The sequence below is a fragment of the Rhizobium sp. RU33A genome, from assembly GCF_900156055.1.
Lineage (GTDB): Bacteria > Pseudomonadota > Alphaproteobacteria > Rhizobiales > Rhizobiaceae > Allorhizobium.
Genome location: NZ_FTMQ01000001.1, coordinates 1,163,884 through 1,179,878 on the forward strand (window position 1 = coordinate 1,163,884; position 15,995 = coordinate 1,179,878).

At 61.4% G+C, this 15,995-nt stretch carries 17 protein-coding genes and 1 tRNA gene; 13 read left to right on the forward strand and 5 right to left on the reverse strand.

What is annotated here, in order from left to right; genetic code table 11:
• Window positions 1–206 precede the first annotated feature (206 nt).
• Window positions 207–2,873, forward strand: coding sequence for a pyruvate, phosphate dikinase (gene ppdK / locus BW978_RS05670; RefSeq protein WP_076392944.1), 2,667 nt, complete (start codon window positions 207–209; stop codon window positions 2,871–2,873).
• 140 nt (window positions 2,874–3,013) lie between these two features.
• Here the strand turns inward: ppdK and BW978_RS05675 are convergent, their stop codons facing one another.
• Window positions 3,014–3,928: an AraC family transcriptional regulator gene (locus BW978_RS05675; protein WP_076392946.1), complete on the reverse strand. Its 915-nt coding sequence runs from the start codon at window positions 3,926–3,928 to the stop codon at window positions 3,014–3,016.
• Window positions 3,929–4,043: 115 nt separating this feature from the next.
• Here BW978_RS05675 and BW978_RS05680 point away from each other — a divergent pair, with 115 nt between their 5' ends.
• The 3 genes from BW978_RS05680 to BW978_RS05690 all read left to right on the forward strand — a co-directional run bounded on the left by BW978_RS05680 (window position 4,044) and on the right by BW978_RS05690 (window position 6,128).
• Window positions 4,044–4,787: an SDR family oxidoreductase gene (locus BW978_RS05680; protein ID WP_076392948.1), complete on the forward strand. Its 744-nt coding sequence runs from the start codon at window positions 4,044–4,046 to the stop codon at window positions 4,785–4,787.
• 109 nt (window positions 4,788–4,896) lie between these two features.
• Window positions 4,897–5,193 carry a cupin domain-containing protein gene (locus BW978_RS05685; RefSeq protein WP_054150935.1) on the forward strand — a complete coding sequence of 99 codons (297 nt, stop codon included), beginning with the start codon at window positions 4,897–4,899 and terminating at the stop codon, window positions 5,191–5,193.
• Complete coding sequence (locus BW978_RS05690) at window positions 5,190–6,128, forward strand: MBL fold metallo-hydrolase (RefSeq protein WP_076392950.1); 939 nt, start codon at window positions 5,190–5,192, stop codon at window positions 6,126–6,128. Before BW978_RS05685 ends, BW978_RS05690 begins: the two co-directional genes overlap by 4 nt.
• Window positions 6,129–6,255: 127 nt before the next feature.
• On the opposite strand, the gene BW978_RS05695 is transcribed toward BW978_RS05690, so the two are convergent.
• A complete protein-coding gene (locus tag BW978_RS05695; protein ID WP_076392952.1) occupies window positions 6,256–7,191 on the reverse strand; it encodes a DUF1499 domain-containing protein in 936 nt (311 codons plus the stop codon).
• Between the two features lie 86 nt (window positions 7,192–7,277).
• A complete protein-coding gene (locus tag BW978_RS05700; RefSeq protein WP_244551887.1) occupies window positions 7,278–8,279 on the reverse strand; it encodes a hypothetical protein in 1,002 nt (333 codons plus the stop codon).
• A 112-nt stretch (window positions 8,280–8,391) separates the two neighbouring features.
• Between BW978_RS05700 and BW978_RS05705 the strand changes: the two genes are divergently transcribed.
• Complete coding sequence (locus BW978_RS05705; RefSeq protein WP_076392956.1) at window positions 8,392–8,718, forward strand: hypothetical protein; 327 nt, start codon at window positions 8,392–8,394, stop codon at window positions 8,716–8,718.
• Window positions 8,719–8,801: 83 nt separating this feature from the next.
• Here the strand turns inward: BW978_RS05705 and BW978_RS05710 are convergent, their stop codons facing one another.
• Window positions 8,802–9,362 (reverse strand): type 1 glutamine amidotransferase domain-containing protein, encoded by a 561-nt coding sequence (locus BW978_RS05710; protein WP_076392958.1) that lies wholly within the window; start codon window positions 9,360–9,362, stop codon window positions 8,802–8,804.
• 171 nt (window positions 9,363–9,533) lie between these two features.
• Here BW978_RS05710 and BW978_RS05715 point away from each other — a divergent pair.
• The 4 genes from BW978_RS05715 to BW978_RS23510 all read left to right on the forward strand — a co-directional run bounded on the left by BW978_RS05715 (window position 9,534) and on the right by BW978_RS23510 (window position 11,187).
• A tRNA-Gln gene (locus tag BW978_RS05715) sits at window positions 9,534–9,608 on the forward strand.
• A gap of 340 nt (window positions 9,609–9,948) precedes the next feature.
• The gene (locus BW978_RS05720) at window positions 9,949–10,251 is read left to right on the forward strand and encodes a PadR family transcriptional regulator (protein ID WP_076392960.1); all 303 of its coding nucleotides are present in this window, start codon (window positions 9,949–9,951) and stop codon (window positions 10,249–10,251) included.
• Window positions 10,248–10,790 (forward strand): hypothetical protein, encoded by a 543-nt coding sequence (locus tag BW978_RS05725; RefSeq protein WP_076392962.1) that lies wholly within the window; start codon window positions 10,248–10,250, stop codon window positions 10,788–10,790. Before BW978_RS05720 ends, BW978_RS05725 begins: the two co-directional genes overlap by 4 nt.
• A 229-nt stretch (window positions 10,791–11,019) precedes the next feature.
• Window positions 11,020–11,187, forward strand: a complete 168-nt coding sequence (locus BW978_RS23510) for a hypothetical protein (RefSeq protein ID WP_175616846.1) — start codon at window positions 11,020–11,022, stop codon at window positions 11,185–11,187.
• Between the two features lie 10 nt (window positions 11,188–11,197).
• Here the strand turns inward: BW978_RS23510 and BW978_RS23285 are convergent, their stop codons facing one another.
• Window positions 11,198–11,380: a hypothetical protein gene (locus tag BW978_RS23285; RefSeq protein ID WP_139330332.1), complete on the reverse strand. Its 183-nt coding sequence runs from the start codon at window positions 11,378–11,380 to the stop codon at window positions 11,198–11,200.
• Between the two features lie 273 nt (window positions 11,381–11,653).
• Between BW978_RS23285 and BW978_RS05730 the strand changes: the two genes are divergently transcribed.
• From BW978_RS05730 to BW978_RS05745, 4 genes are all read left to right on the forward strand, one after another.
• On the forward strand, window positions 11,654–12,154 hold the full coding sequence (locus tag BW978_RS05730) for a hypothetical protein (protein ID WP_076392964.1): 501 nt from the start codon (window positions 11,654–11,656) through the stop codon (window positions 12,152–12,154).
• 64 nt (window positions 12,155–12,218) lie between these two features.
• Complete coding sequence (locus BW978_RS05735; RefSeq protein ID WP_076392966.1) at window positions 12,219–13,064, forward strand: DUF3102 domain-containing protein; 846 nt, start codon at window positions 12,219–12,221, stop codon at window positions 13,062–13,064.
• A gap of 283 nt (window positions 13,065–13,347) precedes the next feature.
• The gene (locus tag BW978_RS05740; protein ID WP_076392968.1) at window positions 13,348–14,589 is read left to right on the forward strand and encodes a hypothetical protein; all 1,242 of its coding nucleotides are present in this window, start codon (window positions 13,348–13,350) and stop codon (window positions 14,587–14,589) included.
• Window positions 14,590–14,982: 393 nt separating this feature from the next.
• Window positions 14,983–15,984 carry a restriction endonuclease gene (locus BW978_RS05745; protein WP_076392970.1) on the forward strand — a complete coding sequence of 334 codons (1,002 nt, stop codon included), beginning with the start codon at window positions 14,983–14,985 and terminating at the stop codon, window positions 15,982–15,984.
• Window positions 15,985–15,995: the final 11 nt, after the last annotated feature.

Below are 15,995 nucleotides of genomic sequence, written 5' to 3' on the forward strand. Positions count from 1 at the left end.
CCCGTACTTGTAGGTCTTGCTTACAATGTCGCTTCGAAATCCGTCTTTCACGTCTCTCCACGCAATTTCACATCCACGTGAGCCTCCGAGGCGAGATCTGCCGCAATTATGATGCATTGCAGCATAAACTTGGCTGTTGAACATTTCCAATCCGTCACATTTGCTGTAAACGATGGAAAAACAAGCCTGTTCGGGTGGAGAAGGCAATGCGAAAGTGGGTTTACACCTTCGGCGGAGGAGCGGCCGAGGGGAGTAGGGCCGAGATCGATCAGCTGGGAGGCAAGGGGGCCAATCTCGCGGAAATGGCGAGCCTAGGCCTGCCCGTGCCGCCCGGGCTCACGATCGTGTCAGATGCCTGCGGCCTTTACTACAAGAACGACAAGACGCTCTGTGACGATCTGAAGGCCCAGGTTCTCGAGGGCATTGCAGGCATCGAGGCCGCCACCGGTCGTGCCTTCGGCGACACCAGCCAGCCGCTTCTCCTGTCCGTCCGCTCCGGCGCGCGCACCTCCATGCCCGGCATGATGGATACTGTCCTCAACCTCGGCCTCAACGACCACACCGTCGAGGCGCTCGGCCACCATTCTGGCGATGCCCGCTTCGCCTGGGACAGCTATCGCCGCTTCATCCAGATGTATGGCGATGTCGTCATGGGCCTCGACCACGAAGTCTTCGAGGAGATCCTGGAAGACGAAAAGGCAAGGCTCGGCCACGAACTCGACACCGATCTCTCCGCGCTGGAATTGCAGCACATCGTCAGCCTCTACAAGGAACTGCTGGAAGAGGATCTCGGCCATCCCTTCCCGCAGGATCCGCATGTCCAGCTCTGGGGGGCGATCGGCGCCGTCTTTTCCAGCTGGATGAACCCGCGCGCCAAGACCTACCGAATGCTGCACAATATCCCCGGCGAATGGGGGACCTCCGTCACCGTCCAGACCATGGTCTTCGGCAATCTCGGCTCGACTTCAGCGACCGGTGTAGCCTTCACCCGCAATCCTTCAACCGGGGCACGAGAGCTCTACGGCGAATTCCTCGTCAATGCGCAGGGCGAAGATGTGGTCGCCGGCATCCGCACACCGCAATCGATCACCGAGGCTGCCCGCATCGATTCGGGCTCCGACAAGCCCTCGCTCGAAAAGCTGATGCCGGAGGCCTTTGCCGAGTTCCAGGCGATCTGTGACCGGCTGGAATCGCATTACCGCGACATGCAGGACCTCGAATTCACCATCGAGCGCGGTAAGCTCTGGATGCTGCAGGCCCGCTCGGGCAAGCGTACGACCAAGGCCGCGATGAAGATCGCCGTTGACATGGTGGCGGAAGGCCTGATCTCGGAAGACGAGGCGGTAATGCGCATCGAGCCCTCATCGCTCGACCAGCTTCTGCACCCGACCATCGACCCGCGCGTCACCCGCCACGTCATCGGCTCCGGCCTGCCCGCCTCGCCGGGTGCGGCGACCGGCGCCATCGTTTTCACCGCCGAAGAGGCGGTCGAGGCGGAAAGCGAAGGCCGCAAGGTCATTCTGGTGCGCGTCGAAACCAGCCCCGAAGACATCCACGGCATGCATGCAGCCCAGGGTATCCTGACGACGCGTGGCGGCATGACCAGCCATGCGGCGGTCGTTGCCCGCGGCATGGGCATCCCGTGCGTCTCCGGTGCCGGCACCATGCGCGTCGACCTTCGCAACGAAAAGCTTGTTGGCATGGGCGTAACCCTGACCAAGGGCGACATCGTCACCATAGACGGCTCCTCCGGCCAGGTGCTGAAGGGTGAGGTGCCCATGCTGCAGCCGGAACTCTCGGGCGATTTTGCCCAACTGATGGTCTGGGCCGATGCCGCCCGCCGCATGACGGTGCGCACCAATGCCGACACGCCTGCCGACGCCCGCGCCGCGCGCTCCTTCGGCGCCGAAGGCATCGGGCTGTGCCGCACCGAACACATGTTCTTCGAGGGCGAGCGCATCCATGTGATGCGCGAGATGATCCTTGCCGAAGACGAGGCCGGTCGTCGCGCAGCCCTCGACAAGCTTTTCCCCATGCAGCGCTCGGACTTCACCGAGCTCTTCACCATCATGCACGGGCTTCCCGTGACGATCCGCATGCTCGATCCGCCGCTGCATGAGTTCCTGCCGAAGTCCGACGAGGAGATCGAGGAAGTGGCAAATGCCATGGGGCTTGAGCCCGGCTTCATGCGCCGCCGCATCGACGCCCTGCACGAGTTCAACCCGATGCTCGGCCATCGCGGCTGCCGCCTTGCTATCTCCTATCCCGAGATCGCCGAAATGCAGGCCCGTGCCATCTTCGAGGCAGCCGTTGCTGCGGCCCGGGAAACCGGTGCCCCGGTCGTGCCCGAAATCATGGTCCCCCTGGTCGGCCTGCGCTCCGAGCTCGACTACGTCAAGGCCGTCATCGACCGCGTCGCTGGCGAAGTCATGGGCGAGGCCAAGCTCGAGATCTCCTATCTCGTTGGCACGATGATCGAGCTGCCGCGCGCCGCGATCCGCGCCCATATCATCGCCGAAGCCGCCGAATTCTTCTCCTTCGGCACCAACGATCTGACCCAGACAACCTTCGGCATGTCACGCGATGACGCCGCCCGCTTCATACCCACCTATCAGCGCAAGGGCATCATCATCCAGGACCCCTTCGTCTCGCTCGATTTCGACGGCGTCGGCGAGCTCATCCGTATCGCCGCCGAACGCGGCCGCAAAACCCGCCCCGACATGAAACTCGGCATCTGCGGCGAACACGGCGGTGACCCGACCTCGATCCACTTCTGCGAGGATGTCGGGCTGGATTATGTGTCGTGTTCGCCGTTCCGCGTGCCGATCGCGAGATTGTCTGCGGCCCAGGCGGCGATCAAGGCGCGGGGGTGAGGGACGGGAGAATTGTCGTTGGCTAAGGCGCAGGCAAACCCAGCACTGTTTGCCGCCCAAACACCTCCATATGCGCCACCGCCATGCGCCCGAATTGGATCACTTGCCAGTCAATGCTGGTGGACGAGCACCTCAGGGCTTTAGCCAGTGCCGATCTGTCCCGCCCTCGCAAACCGTCCCGGCGGCACTCCGGCATGTCGGCTGAAGGCCGTGCTGAAGGTGCTGGCCGAGCCGTAGCCAACCTTTTCTGCGACCGCATCCAGGCTGAGGTTTTGGCGTTGAAGCAGGTCTTTCGCCAGCGTCATCCGCCATGTTGTCAGGTACTCCATCGGACGCATGCCAACCGTCTGGAGAAAACGATCGAAGAAGGCCGAGCGCGACATTGCCGCGTGGTGGGCAAGCGCCTCCACGGTCCAAGACTGGGCGACCTCCGCATGCATGGCCTTGAGCGCAAGCGCAATGCGCGGCTCGGCCAGGCCGCGCAATAGGCCGGGTGGTGCCTGGTCGGCCGGTGCGCTGCGCAGCGCCTCGATCAAGAGGATCTCGACATAGCGTTCGAGGATTAGCGCGCGTCCGACATCCGCGCGCCCGGCTTCGTCGCCAAGCAGATACACGAGCTGTGTCAGTCGGGTCGCGCCTCGCACATGGATCATGCTGGGCAAGAGCGAGACGAACAGCGCGGCATCGGGCGCCTCGAAGGAGAAATAGCCGCCGAACTGCCGCATATCAGGTTCGCCCTCCTGCCGCCCATGGCGCGTCTCGCCGTCCGCCTCTGTGGCCATCGCCTTCGGGTCGATGGAGACAGGTGGCGCTTGGTCGGTGCTGCCCATGGTGAAGGCCGGCGTTGCGGGTAGCAGAACGAAATCTCCCTCTTCGAGAATGACAGGCTCTTCTCCATCGACCGCGAGACGGCAGCGCCCCTTCGTCACCGCACAGAAACCCGGCTGGCCGAAAGGGGCGTAACGTACTGCCCAGCGACCGGCCCCGCTGATGCCCTTGGAAAAGATGGCGCGCGGTTTCAGCAGCGCGATGATATCGGACAGCGGGTCGCGCATCTGGACTATCTCGAATGAAAATAAGACTTATGATTGATGATAGTCCAGACTAGCGCGGGTAAACCCGGGAGGTCAACAGCAACCCCTTCCATACAAAGACCTCCAGGAGTTTCCCATGCCGACCATCCTCATCACCGGCTGCTCGTCGGGCTACGGCGAACACATCGCCCAACATTTCCTCGACCGCGATTGGACCGTGATCGCCACCATGCGCACGCCCCGGACCGATCTGTTCACCCCGTCCGACCGCCTGCGCATCTTGCCCCTCGACGTGACCAGGACCGACAGCATTCGCGCTGCCTTCGAGGCGGCGGGCCCGATCGACGCGCTGGTCAACAATGCCGGGATCGGCGTAGTTGGCGCCTTCGAGGCAACACCGATGGAGCATATCCGCAAGGTCTTCGAGACCAACACCTTCGGCACGATGGCCATGACCCAGGCCGCTATCCCAGGCATGCGCGAACGGGGCACTGGTGTCATCGTCAATGTCACCTCTAGCGTCACGCTCGCCCCGATGCCGCTCGCCGCAGCCTACACGGCGAGCAAGCAGGCGATCCAGGGTTTCACCGAGTCGCTTGCCCATGAACTCAGTGTCTTCGGCATCCGCGCCAAACTGGTCGAGCCGGGTTATGCCCCGACGACCCGCTTTGCCGCCAATACCGATATCGACGTTATGGATCTTCTCCCCGGCCCCTATCTCGATTTTGCCCGACCGATCTTCGAAGCCTTCGCCTCTCCCACGCTCGTCACCCGCGAAAGCGAAGTCGCTGAAGCCGTTTGGCAGGCGGTAACGGACGGCACAGACCAGCCGCGCTATCCAGCGGGTGCAGACGCGGTGGCGCTGGCCGCGGCGGCATGATTGGACAGGGTAAAGCGCAAGGCCGAGCCTGTGGCAGTTGCCGCAGGCTCTGGTCCCGGGTTAAATCGGGTTACGCCGCATCCTGCGTCGCATTCATCGGAGCCCACCCATGCCCGGCTATTCCGCCCGTCCGCCTGCCATCCCGACTGTTGTGCTCGATGACGCCGTCACCCGCATCACCCGCTGGGATTTCGAGCCCGGGGCTGCGACCGGCCATCACACCCATGGCCTCGGCTATGTCGTCGTGCCGCTCACCGATTGCCATTTCCTCATCGAGGATGCCGAAGGCGAGCGCCGGGTCACGTCGAAGGCCGGCGAAGCCTATCGGCGGGATGCCGGCGTCGAGCACAATGTCATCAACGGTGGCGATCAGCCGATGAGCTTCATCGAGATCGAGTATAAATGAGCAGGACGGAAGAGCTGACAGGCGATCAGGTGGTGCCCCACTTCGTTACCGCCTTCGTGCCGCAGCATGGCGTGGCGGTGCCCGTGGCAGACAGCGTCCAGCGGCTGACGGCGCCCAATCCGAGCCCTTTCACATTCCACGGCACAAACACCTACATCGTCGGTCAGAAATCCGTCTGCGTCATCGATCCCGGTCCGGACAGTGACGCGCATTTCGACGCCCTGATGGCGGCATTGCAGGGCAGGGAGGTCACCCATATCGCCGTCAGCCACACGCATCGCGACCATTCCCCGCTCGCCCGCCGCCTGAAGGAGAGAACCGGTGCCGTGATCGTTGCCGAAGGCCCGCACAGGCCGTCTCGCCCGCTCTTCGAGGGCGAGGTGAACCCCTTTGCCGAAAGCTCGGATACGGATTTCGTGCCCGACATTGCCCTTGCCGACGGCGAGACCGTCGAGGGCAACGGCTGGCGGCTGACGGCTGTCCACACGCCGGGCCACACCGCCAACCACGCAGCCTTTGCGCTTGATAACACCGGCATCCTGTTTTCCGCCGATCACGTCATGGCCTGGGCCACCTCGATCGTCGCACCCCCGGATGGCGCCATGGCCGGCTACATGGCCTCGCTCGATCGCTTGCTGACACGCGACGACCGGCTCTATCTGCCCGGCCATGGCGGTCCGGTCAGCGAGCCCCGCGCTTTCGTCCGGGCACTGCGCACCCACCGTCTGATGCGCGAGCGCGCAGTGCTGGAGCGTATTCGCCAAGGCGATCGCCGGATATCAGACATGGTCAAGGTCATCTACGCCACCACCGATCCCCGCCTGCATGGGGCAGCCGCCCTTTCAGTGCTCGCCCATCTCGAGGACCTGGTGGAGAAGGGCCTGATCGCAACGGACGGTCCGCCGAAGCTGTCGGGAGAGTATCGGCCGGGCTGAGGCCCCCGCGCTTTGCGGCTTGCCCCCTCTGTCGGCTGCGCCGACATCTCCCCACCTGTGGGGGAGATGGCCGCCCTTCGACAAGCTCAGGAGGCCAGAGGGGGCACCAAGCGGCACAAGGCCAGCCTCAGTTCCCGGCAATCCCCAGAAGCTCCGCGTCCAGCGCATGCAGGAAATCCTCGGCGATCCGGTCGCTGATCCCAAGATCATGCGGCCCATAGCGTGAGGCGACGCGGATATCGACGAGCGTCATCTCCGCTTCTTCGCGAAGCCGAACCACCGCATCGAAGGGCAGCCCAAGCACCAGCGTGCGGGTGGCAAACTGCAGCCGGGCCGTCCCCTCCGGTTCACCGTCATCCAGCGGCACGAGCAGGCTCGGCTCGGGGCGTGCGGTGGGCAGCGGCCCGCTTTCCGGCAGCGCGTCCTGGGCCGCGGGTGCTGCGCCTTGGGCTTCCGCCTCGACCGGGCTTTCCGTGGTCGGCCGCAGTTCCAGCGCCGGCAGGCCGTATTCCTCACCGCGGCTCGCTGTCACCACCAGCCGGTTTTCCGCCGCCACCTTGCGCACCGCCTCATAGACGCGGTCGATTGCCCCTTCATAGCGGCGGCCGTTCAAGCCCGGATAGGCGGCAAGCTGCGCCTCGCCGGCATTGTCAGGCAGGGCAGGGCGCGGCAGAATATGCTGCGGCACATCAGGCACGGAGACGAAGGCCGGTCGATCGGCGAGATCGGTCGAAACCTCGGTCAGCTTCGGCTTGGTAACATAGAGGTAGTAGCCATAGCCGGGCAGGGCGAGCGGCACGGCCGCGTAGATCAGCGCCCAGGCAGCAGCCACGCCACCGAGTGCACCGATCTGCCAGAGCCGAGCAAGACCGAGCAGCGCGAGCGGCACGGCAAGCGCCGCCGGCACGGCAGATGCCAGCACCAAAAGCACGAAATCCGGCGTCGAAAGCGGCCCGAAGCGATGCGCCAGCACGATGATCAGCAGCAAGCCGAGCGAAAACAGCGCTAGCCGTCGCGCGAGAAAAGCGGAACGGGACACCGGGCGGTCATAGCGGATATGCATCAGGAACTACCGGAATCAGAGGCGACACTGACCGCTTGTAACGGCTGACGCTGAAGGCGTCGACTGGCAATGCGGTCTGCTTCGCTTCAAGGCTGACTGTTGCGCCCGCCGCCGAGCAGTGGGTTGTCGCCGAGCTCCGGTGGCGGAATGGCGTTGTCGTCGACCGGGCTGTCGAAGCTCCCCGGCGCTTCCAGCAGTCCGTCCTCGACCGCCGGATCGAGCGGTGCAAGCGACGGGTCATCAAGGAGTTCGGGCAGCGGCGGGGCATCGGGTGCAAACGGCACGTAGAGCGAGACGGTAACGATGACCGCGATCACCATCAGCCAGGAGCCGATGATCCGTGCCGGGATGGTGAGCCAGGCGCCGCGGAAGGGGCGCAGCATCAAACCGGGAACAACGAGGATCCATAGCGCGCCGAGCACGGCGGCGAAAGCGAATTCCTTGATGCCGATGCCGAAATCGTCGAGCCCGATGAACAGCGCGAAGGAAAAGCCGACGACAGCGGCCGCAAGCGGCGCTGCAATCCGGCGGACCTGCGCCGGCAGCCACAGGACCACGCCGGACAGCATCACGGCAATGGGTGCGATCAGGAAGAGCTCGTGCCCGAGCGGGCTCTGCAGGATGGCGCTGAAGATCGGGTCGAAGAAGAGGAGCATCGGCGTGATCACGCCGAGAAAGGCGACGACAATCGAGACGACCTCGCTTCGCCGCTCGGCCATGCCGATGGCGACTGAGAGGCCGAGCATGGCCAGAACCAGATCATAGATCGACAGCGTGAAGAGATAGCCGAGCTCGAAGAAGGCGAATTCATGCGGAATGGCAAGCGACCCTGCAACCGTGAGAACACCGGCGAGAAACACCGAGAAAGCGATCCGGAAGGCGGGCGTGCGAACGCCGGCGCGGAAGCGTTCGGCAGCAGCGCTCGCCTTGCCCTCGCTGCGCGTGCCCTCGGTGACCCGGCCCACAGCCGTTTCACGGAGCACGGCGTCGCCACCCTTGTCGGGAGCCATGCTGCGGACGGCCCCTGAAGGCGCGCTCTTCGCTGTCGCCCGCCCCGATTTCCTGTGTGGCTGCTTCTGCTTCTTCATGCCCAAGGTCCGATCATGCGCGGCAAGCCGCAGCAACTCAGCCTATTTCACACGAGGCTTGATTTGTCACCGCTTGCCGCTGCACTCTCTCGTGACAGGGAGGATCCGGGCCATGGCGATTGTCATGCTGACGGCCTTCACGCGCGTCGAGCGCAAGGCCGCGACGAGCAACGTCTTCGATACCGTCAACCGCCTCGGCGGCTGGATCGATGACGTGCACATGTATTCGAACCTGATGAACACGATCCGGATGACGCTGCAGGCCGGCGCATTTGGCGCGTTGGTCGAGGCCTTGGAAGAGGGCGGCATTTCCGTTGGGCCACCAGAGGGGCTGGGTGATGTCAGCGATCCCGCTATTGAGCGTATGGCAACGCTGCAGCTCACCTTCGTCCATGACGAGCCGGATCTGACGCGCGAGGTGCCCTCGATCCCAGGCTGAAGGTGGATCGCTATCACGCGGGAGAGCACGCAGAAAACCCGGCGGTTGCCCGCCGGGTCTCTCGTGTTGGCCGGCAGAAGCGATCAGGCGGCGCGGCGCTGATGGCGGCCTTCCTCGATCTCCTCGACGATCTTCGCCACGAAGGCATCGAGATCATCGGGATTGCGGGAGGTGATGATAGCCTGATCCGTGACCACGGCCTCGTCGCGCCAGTCGGCGCCGGCATTGATCATGTCGGTCTTGATCGACGGGAAGGAGGTCGCCTTCCGACCTTTGACGGCACCGGCCTCGATCAGCAGCCAGGGACCATGGCAGATGGCGGCAACGGCCTTGCCGGAATTGACGAAGGCCTTCACCACGTCGACGGCCTTCTGCTCCTTGCGCAGGAGGTCGGGATTGATCTGGCCGCCGGGAATGACCAGGGCGTCGAAATCGTCGATCTTCACCTCGTCGAGGGTCAGATCGACATCGACAGTGTCGCCCCAGTTCTTCTCGTCCCAGCTCTTGATTGGCGCCTTTTCAAGCGAGGCGATCTTGACCGATGCGCCCTTGGCGGTGAGCTGTTCCAGCGGCACGCGCAGCTCGGAGCGCTCGTAGCCATGGGTGGCGATGATGAGGATGCGGGCGGATGTGATGGAGGGCATGGGATGTCCTTTTCGTTGGTTTTTGTCGTGGGGGATGAAAAGGAAACGACGCCGCCGCCGCATCGTTCCGGGAAAAACGTACGAGACCCCTTTCGAAGGTGTTGCCGCCCGGCGTTCGCTTTGCTAATCAGGCCGCGAATTGCAGCGCATCTTTTCCGCCTGCAACTCTGTTGGGGCGTCGCCAAGCGGTAAGGCACCGGTTTTTGGTACCGGCATTCCCAGGTTCGAATCCTGGCGCCCCAGCCAATCTCTCTTTTTCTATGTTTTTCAGACGCTTAGACGGCTGAAGTCAAAGCCAACCGGAACAGTTTTCCGGTGCATTCGTCCGGATCACCCGGCGACCTTCTCATGCTCCCGCAATCTATCAAGCTATCTGTCGCTTAAAGTTCTCCTTCGGCGCCTCTCAGTGCCGCAACTCGGCCCCTCTTGCGCCTCAGTCTGACAAAGTGTAAGATTGACTCTTACAAATTGTTGGATAGATCGATTTAGCCAATTCGCAGCACGAACGTGGACTCACCACAGCAAAAAGCACCGCAAACGACTGAAGACCAAAGAACTCAACGAAACGCACCGACAAGGAAACGACATGAGATCCGACTTTAACGTGTCTGACATTCAGTTCGAGATTCTCGAACTATTGGTCAGCAAGAATGGGATGTATGGACTCGAAATGGTCAAAGCATCCACGAAGCTCAAGCGCGCCACGATCTATGTTCATCTTGGCCGTTTGGAAGATCGCAAGTGGCTCCGGTCAGAAGCAGAACAAGTTCCCGGTGAATCAGGGATGGCTCGGAGGCGCTACTACATTACCGGTGATGGCCAGAGGGTCCACCGGGTAGCAATGGCAGCTAGAAACGCAATCTCCAATTTTTCGGGAGCACTCGCATGACCGACGAAAGTGACGAACATAAGCTTACCTTCATGCGCTGGTCAGAGCGTGACAACCGCCTTCGTTTGAGGCGCAGCGACTTCATAATCCGGTTTGACGAAGCACGCCGTGTATTGCTCGAGGCGAAGAATTTACCTCCGTTTCACGAGTTGACGGCCGAAGAGCACGCTGAATTCGACCGGGACTTGAAGCTCGCGCTGCATTCTTTCGAATCGTCGGTCGACTTCAGATCGTCCAGGGACTCGAATGTGATGGATGAACTTGCGACACCAACAAAAGAGGCGCGGATCTTTAAGCCGCCGGGGTATGCGATCACGGGGCCGCTACGCTTTCTGCTACCGAAGAAAGTCTATGAGCGTGTCGTGGAGCAGATGGTTATCGACGCGCGCGACGAATACGCCGAGGCGCTTGCTGACGGACACAAGCGCCATGCTCAATGGATCGCGATGCGCCTGTATGTCATGGTGGGACTTGCACTCTTTTTGAAGCTTGCGACCTTCCCTCTGGAAAAGGTTTCAAGCTTTATGCAGAAGGACTAGGGCGCTAGAATGCTCGCCCTGTCCTGAATTGCGCGGCAGGCAGCCGCCGCTTCTATTGGGCCCACAATTCGTAAGCTGGCCGGAAGTTCGGCGAACGAACAGATACGTTCATAGAATATTTGTTAGATGAGGTGCCCGCTAACTTTCCCTGTGGGCCTGTAATCCTGGCGCTTTATCGTGTCGTGGAACAAGACAGCGACGCGAATGCTCGCCGGAGGAGTTGATTCGCATGGCGAACGCGATCGTGCTGCAAGCCGACTCGTTCACGGAAGGGATGTCCGACAACAGCGCCTACCATCCGATCCTGAAGACCCTCAAGACAATCATCGACCTCAGATGCGCCCTGGTGCTACGGGCCCTAGGAACCCGCCCCGTAGGCGCAGTAGCTGCCTCGTAGCAGGGACGGCCTACTGCTCGACGTCCGTATTGTTCACCGGATCTTGGACAGCTTTCTCGTCAGCCTCGGATTGCCTCAGCGCTTCCATGAGAGCCCCATGCCTCTCATATTCTCTCGCCACGAGGTCACCGGCGTCCAGCGGCTTGTAGCCAGGCCTGGCCCGCCGAATGAGCTTCTCCATATTGTTGTTCATCGTCTTGACCTCGCAGTTGACGGGTCTGAGGCAGTGTCGCTCTGCCTGCTCGCCGTTTCCACCCTACCATACTCCTCGACGTAGTGAGCAGCCCCGAACCGGGGAACGGCAGCGTTCCTAGGGATCCACCGACGATGCGTCGGGAATATCAACGCGAAGACACCTCCGTGCCAGCCCCGGCCATCACCTGATGCCCTCTCGGTTTGGACATGTGATTGGACTTGAGATGTCCAACGCGCTTGGACATTGTCCGTCCAACGAAAGGAGACGGACATGCGAAAAAGTTGGGCCGAATACAAGCGTGAGGCACGGAAGCGGGAACGAGACAGGCAATCCGCGCAGGAGCGAGCGCTGAATACCTCGGTGTTTAGGAAGGCGTTTTCCGATTTCTGCCGAGAGGACATGCGCACAGGATTCGCAAGCCACTTCCTTATCCTCGGAAGCAAATGGTGGGACTTTAGCCAGGACGAGGGTATCGAACCGCTGGATCGATCTGAGATCGATGAAGAGGACCAGGCCGCGGCCTTCAATTCCCTTGGCAAAGCTGAGCTGGTCCTCAGCCTGCTGGAGGACGTGGTCGAGACGCTGGCGCACGACATCTCTGATTTCAAGCGGAGCGAGATCGAAGCCCGGATCGAGGAGGTCAAAAAGACCGGCCTCACTGGTCCGAACTCAAAGCACGCGCTGGATGAGTTGGAGCGCCTGAAAAAGATGCGCCACAACCTCAACAAGCGCGTCAGACGAACCCACCCGCAGACCAAGGCAGCAGACTAATCGCCGATCTCAACCACGCAACCATTGCGGTTTTGCGTCGAACAAATATTCAAGGAGTTACTCGATGGCTTATGTTTCCAAGGTGAATGATGAAGAGCTGACTGATCTCGACCTTTCTGAATCAATCGCAGCAGCCCCGGCAGAGAAAACGTCTGCGCCTGCCACCAAAATCGTGGCTCTACCTGCGCCAAAGCCTAAAGCTGCCGATGTCCGGTCCTTTGATTATGCCGGTCTTCCTATTGCGGTAGCCAAGGAGGCAGAAGCAGCTGCCAAGCGGATCCGGACTCGTCTTAAGGTGCATACCCTCGAGACTGGCAAGGAACTGCTGGCTATCAAGAAGGCGCTCGGACACGGGAAGTTCGGCAAGTGGCTGGAATTCCATTTCGGCTGGAAGGAGCGGACCGCGCAGAACTACATGAACTCGGCGATTGCTTTCGATTCGACGCCGCAGGTTATTGATGCACTGCCTCCGTCCACGGTTTACAAGCTTGCGTCAAAGAGCACGCCGGACGCGATCAGGCAGTCGGTAATTGACGAGATCAAGCGGGGCGAGAAACCCGACCCCAGGCAGATCGAGAAGAAGATCGCTGCCGCCAAGAACGCGGCTCCACAGGTCGCTGTCGGGGCAGAAAACGCGACACTCGACAAGCGACCTGTGGAGCCGTCCGATATCCTCCCGGGTGACGTGTTGGCTTCGCTGGAACGAGCCTTGGCGGCTGAAGAACCGGCAACTGCAGGCCAGCACGCCGTCGATGCTCTGGCGCCCTCTGTCGCGGAGAAACCGGAGGTTCGAGCCGCCGCCATCGTGGAACACCTCAAGAAGCGTTTCAGGGACAAGTTCCCGCCTCTGCGCGACGCCATTCTGGAAACCGAATGGGCGGCCCTGAAAAAGGCGCTGCAGGACGCATAGGGCGACCAGGATTTGAAGGTGCCAGGCTATCCCACTGACGAGTTCAGCGGCTAGCTTGGGACTCACCGGCACGGCCCGGGTCAACGCCTCTCCAATCGACATAGCAGGCCACTGACGCGCTCCAGGCGCCCATACACAAGTAAGCAGCGCCTGCCGCCGGCGCCGCTCTGTGGGCCTCCTGGGCCCGCGACGCAACCCGTGATCCAACAACCTTAGCCGCACGCGCGGGCGCCATTGAGATGGCCCTCGATTCTACAACCGCGACCATTTGCAGAGAAGACAGATGACAGCACCTCAGTCATTGCTGACAGTTCCACTGTTCGCCAAGAAAGTGCCGGCGATCGTGGGTCACCTCACATATTCACGCGTAGAACTTCCCAACGGACAGAAGCGCCTGGCCGGACGATACGCTCTGCGCCCCGACATTGATCTCGGTAGGTTCATGACCCGGGCGGTCATCGATTGGCTCGCCGTTGGCATATCCTTGAAGAGGCCTACCCAGTTCCAGTGGCTCCAGTCAGAGATTGCCGGACTCCTTGGTCGAACTCCTTTCGTCAAGAACCGGCAGGGCAAGCCGAACGATTCCTCCGATAGCTTCGAGGTAAGGTTCCAAGAACCGGAGATGGCATCTGTCCTGAAAGCGATGGCCGCAATCGAGGCGAGGTATGGGATGGAGAAGCTGCCCGTCGTGAGTAGCATCGAGATCAGCGTCGATTTCACGCCGAGGGTTCCAAGCGACTTGGAACGCGCCAAGATCGCCCGCGTGCTGATGAACCATCTCCTGGTCGAACAGGATGTGATCACGAACGTTCGAGATCGCCCGAGGACGGTGTGGGGTCGCGACGAGAAAAGCGTTGCCCGGCTCATCTACAACTCGAAGCACCTTACCGCAGAGGAGAACCAGCGCTTCCTGATCGAGACCGAGCGAGACCGCGCGCCATTCACAGATGGGACGCTGGAGATTGGTGCGAAGGAAGCGAACGTGCGCTGGCGTGTGATGGACAAGATCATCGATCGGCAGAATGTCCGCGCCGGAACGTGCGTCGTGCTGGATGAAGCAGAGAAGCGTGCCAGGATCGAGGTCACTCTCGACCAGCCGGAGGTGGAAGCCCTCGGCATCACGGCCCTCTGCGACCTCAAGCACCTGAACTTCACTCGCCTGCAAGGACGGTATTTCCGATTTCTCTTGCCGACCTTTACTGGAGACGCCGCCCGGGCTCCGGGAAGGAAATCAGCACTTCTTCTTTGGCAGGATCGTCAACGCGCCACCAAGTTCGGCAAGAGTGGGGGACTGAGCTTGAAAGCGATGGATACGGCGCTCGCAGAGCAGCAGGCCGAGATCAAGCGAAATGCCCTGCAGGATCTTCATCGACGCGGACTACGACTGCCAGGAGGGAACAGGACCGGGCGCGGCCTGGCCGGTTCGTTCGTGGCATATGAGGAACTGAACGAGCGCACCAGAACGGCCCTGCGTAACCTCGGTAAGAGGATTGCTGCTGGCTTTGAGTGTGAGGAGGAAGGGTAGGAGCAGAAGTAGCGCAAGAGGGAGGGGGGGAAGGATAAGATGTTCCTAATAGAAGTTACTAGGCCGACGGTAGGGCTCCATTTCCAGAGATCCAGCTGCCGTCGGCCTTCTAGGATCGGATTTTGAGCGGGCTGTGCGCAGAGCCTGGTCAGAAAAAGTTGCCAATACTCCGTGAGCATCATTGTTCGATAGCTCGGCAGCTCATGCCGTTGGGTGACTTGTCGATCCAACCTTCGAGTTCTGAGCCTCGCGCTAGACTATTGGCAAAGTGCTTTACGGTAGTGCCGGCGATACTGGCGCAGCATGCAGAACCGCCAAGAATGCGCATAGATGTGCATCTTGCACAGCGCGAGGTCATCGGCCATGCTCAGCTTCAATTAGCATGGGTGGGGCATGAGTAAATCCTGGATGGTGCGCGCCGAGCGCGACGGACGCCTATTCGACGCGTTCAAAGAAAAGTCAGCAGTGGCTATAGGGTGGAACGAGGTCGGTGATCTCTCTGCGGTGAAGACCCGGAAAGCAGTGGCGGATCTGGTGACAGCCGCCTGGCCGGAGACGAAGGCGCAGTCGGTAGCTATGGCTGCGGGTCAGCTCCACCGCTTCGTCAACGAGATCGAAGTCGGCGACATGATCGTCACATATAATCCTTCCCGGCGGGTCTACCTCATCGGAGAGGTTGCCGGCCCTTATCGCTACGACACATCAATCGATCCAGCGGACGCGCAGTATCGTCCTGTCAAATGGCAAGGCGAAGTCGGACGCGATCTTTTATCCGTCGAAAGCCGCAACAGTCTCGGTTCGATTTCAACGCTCTTCCGGATACCCACTGAGGTTGCTGCCGAGCTGAGAAAGACGCTAGCATCCGGTCACCCCATGCCGACGGAGATTGCTGCGGCAACCACCGAAGCGAACGAGGACGATCTCTTCAAATCGATGGAAAGCAGGGCCCGTGAGTTTATCAAGGACAAGGTGAACGCGTTGGCATGGGACGACATGCAAGAGCTCGTCGCCGGCCTCCTACGTTCGCTGGGTTACAAGACCCGTGTTTCTGAAGCTGGCCCAGATCGCGGCAAAGATATTGTCGCGTCGCCGGATGGCTTCGGCTTTGAGTCGCCTCGTATCGTAGTTGAGGTGAAGCACCGCAAGGGAGCCATGGGTGCGCCGGATGTCCGGAGCTTCCTTGGTGGTCGTCACCCACAGGACAAGGGTCTCTACGTGAGCACCGGCGGTTTTACCCGTGAAGCCCGATACGAAGCTGAGCGGGCTAATATACCGCTGGCGCTGATGGACCTGGACGACCTTGTGAAGAGCCTGTTGGAGCAATACGAAAAGCTCGACCTCGAGACGCAGCAATTGGTGCCCTTAAAACGCATCTTTGTGCCGGCTTGGAGTTAGCCATAGACGCC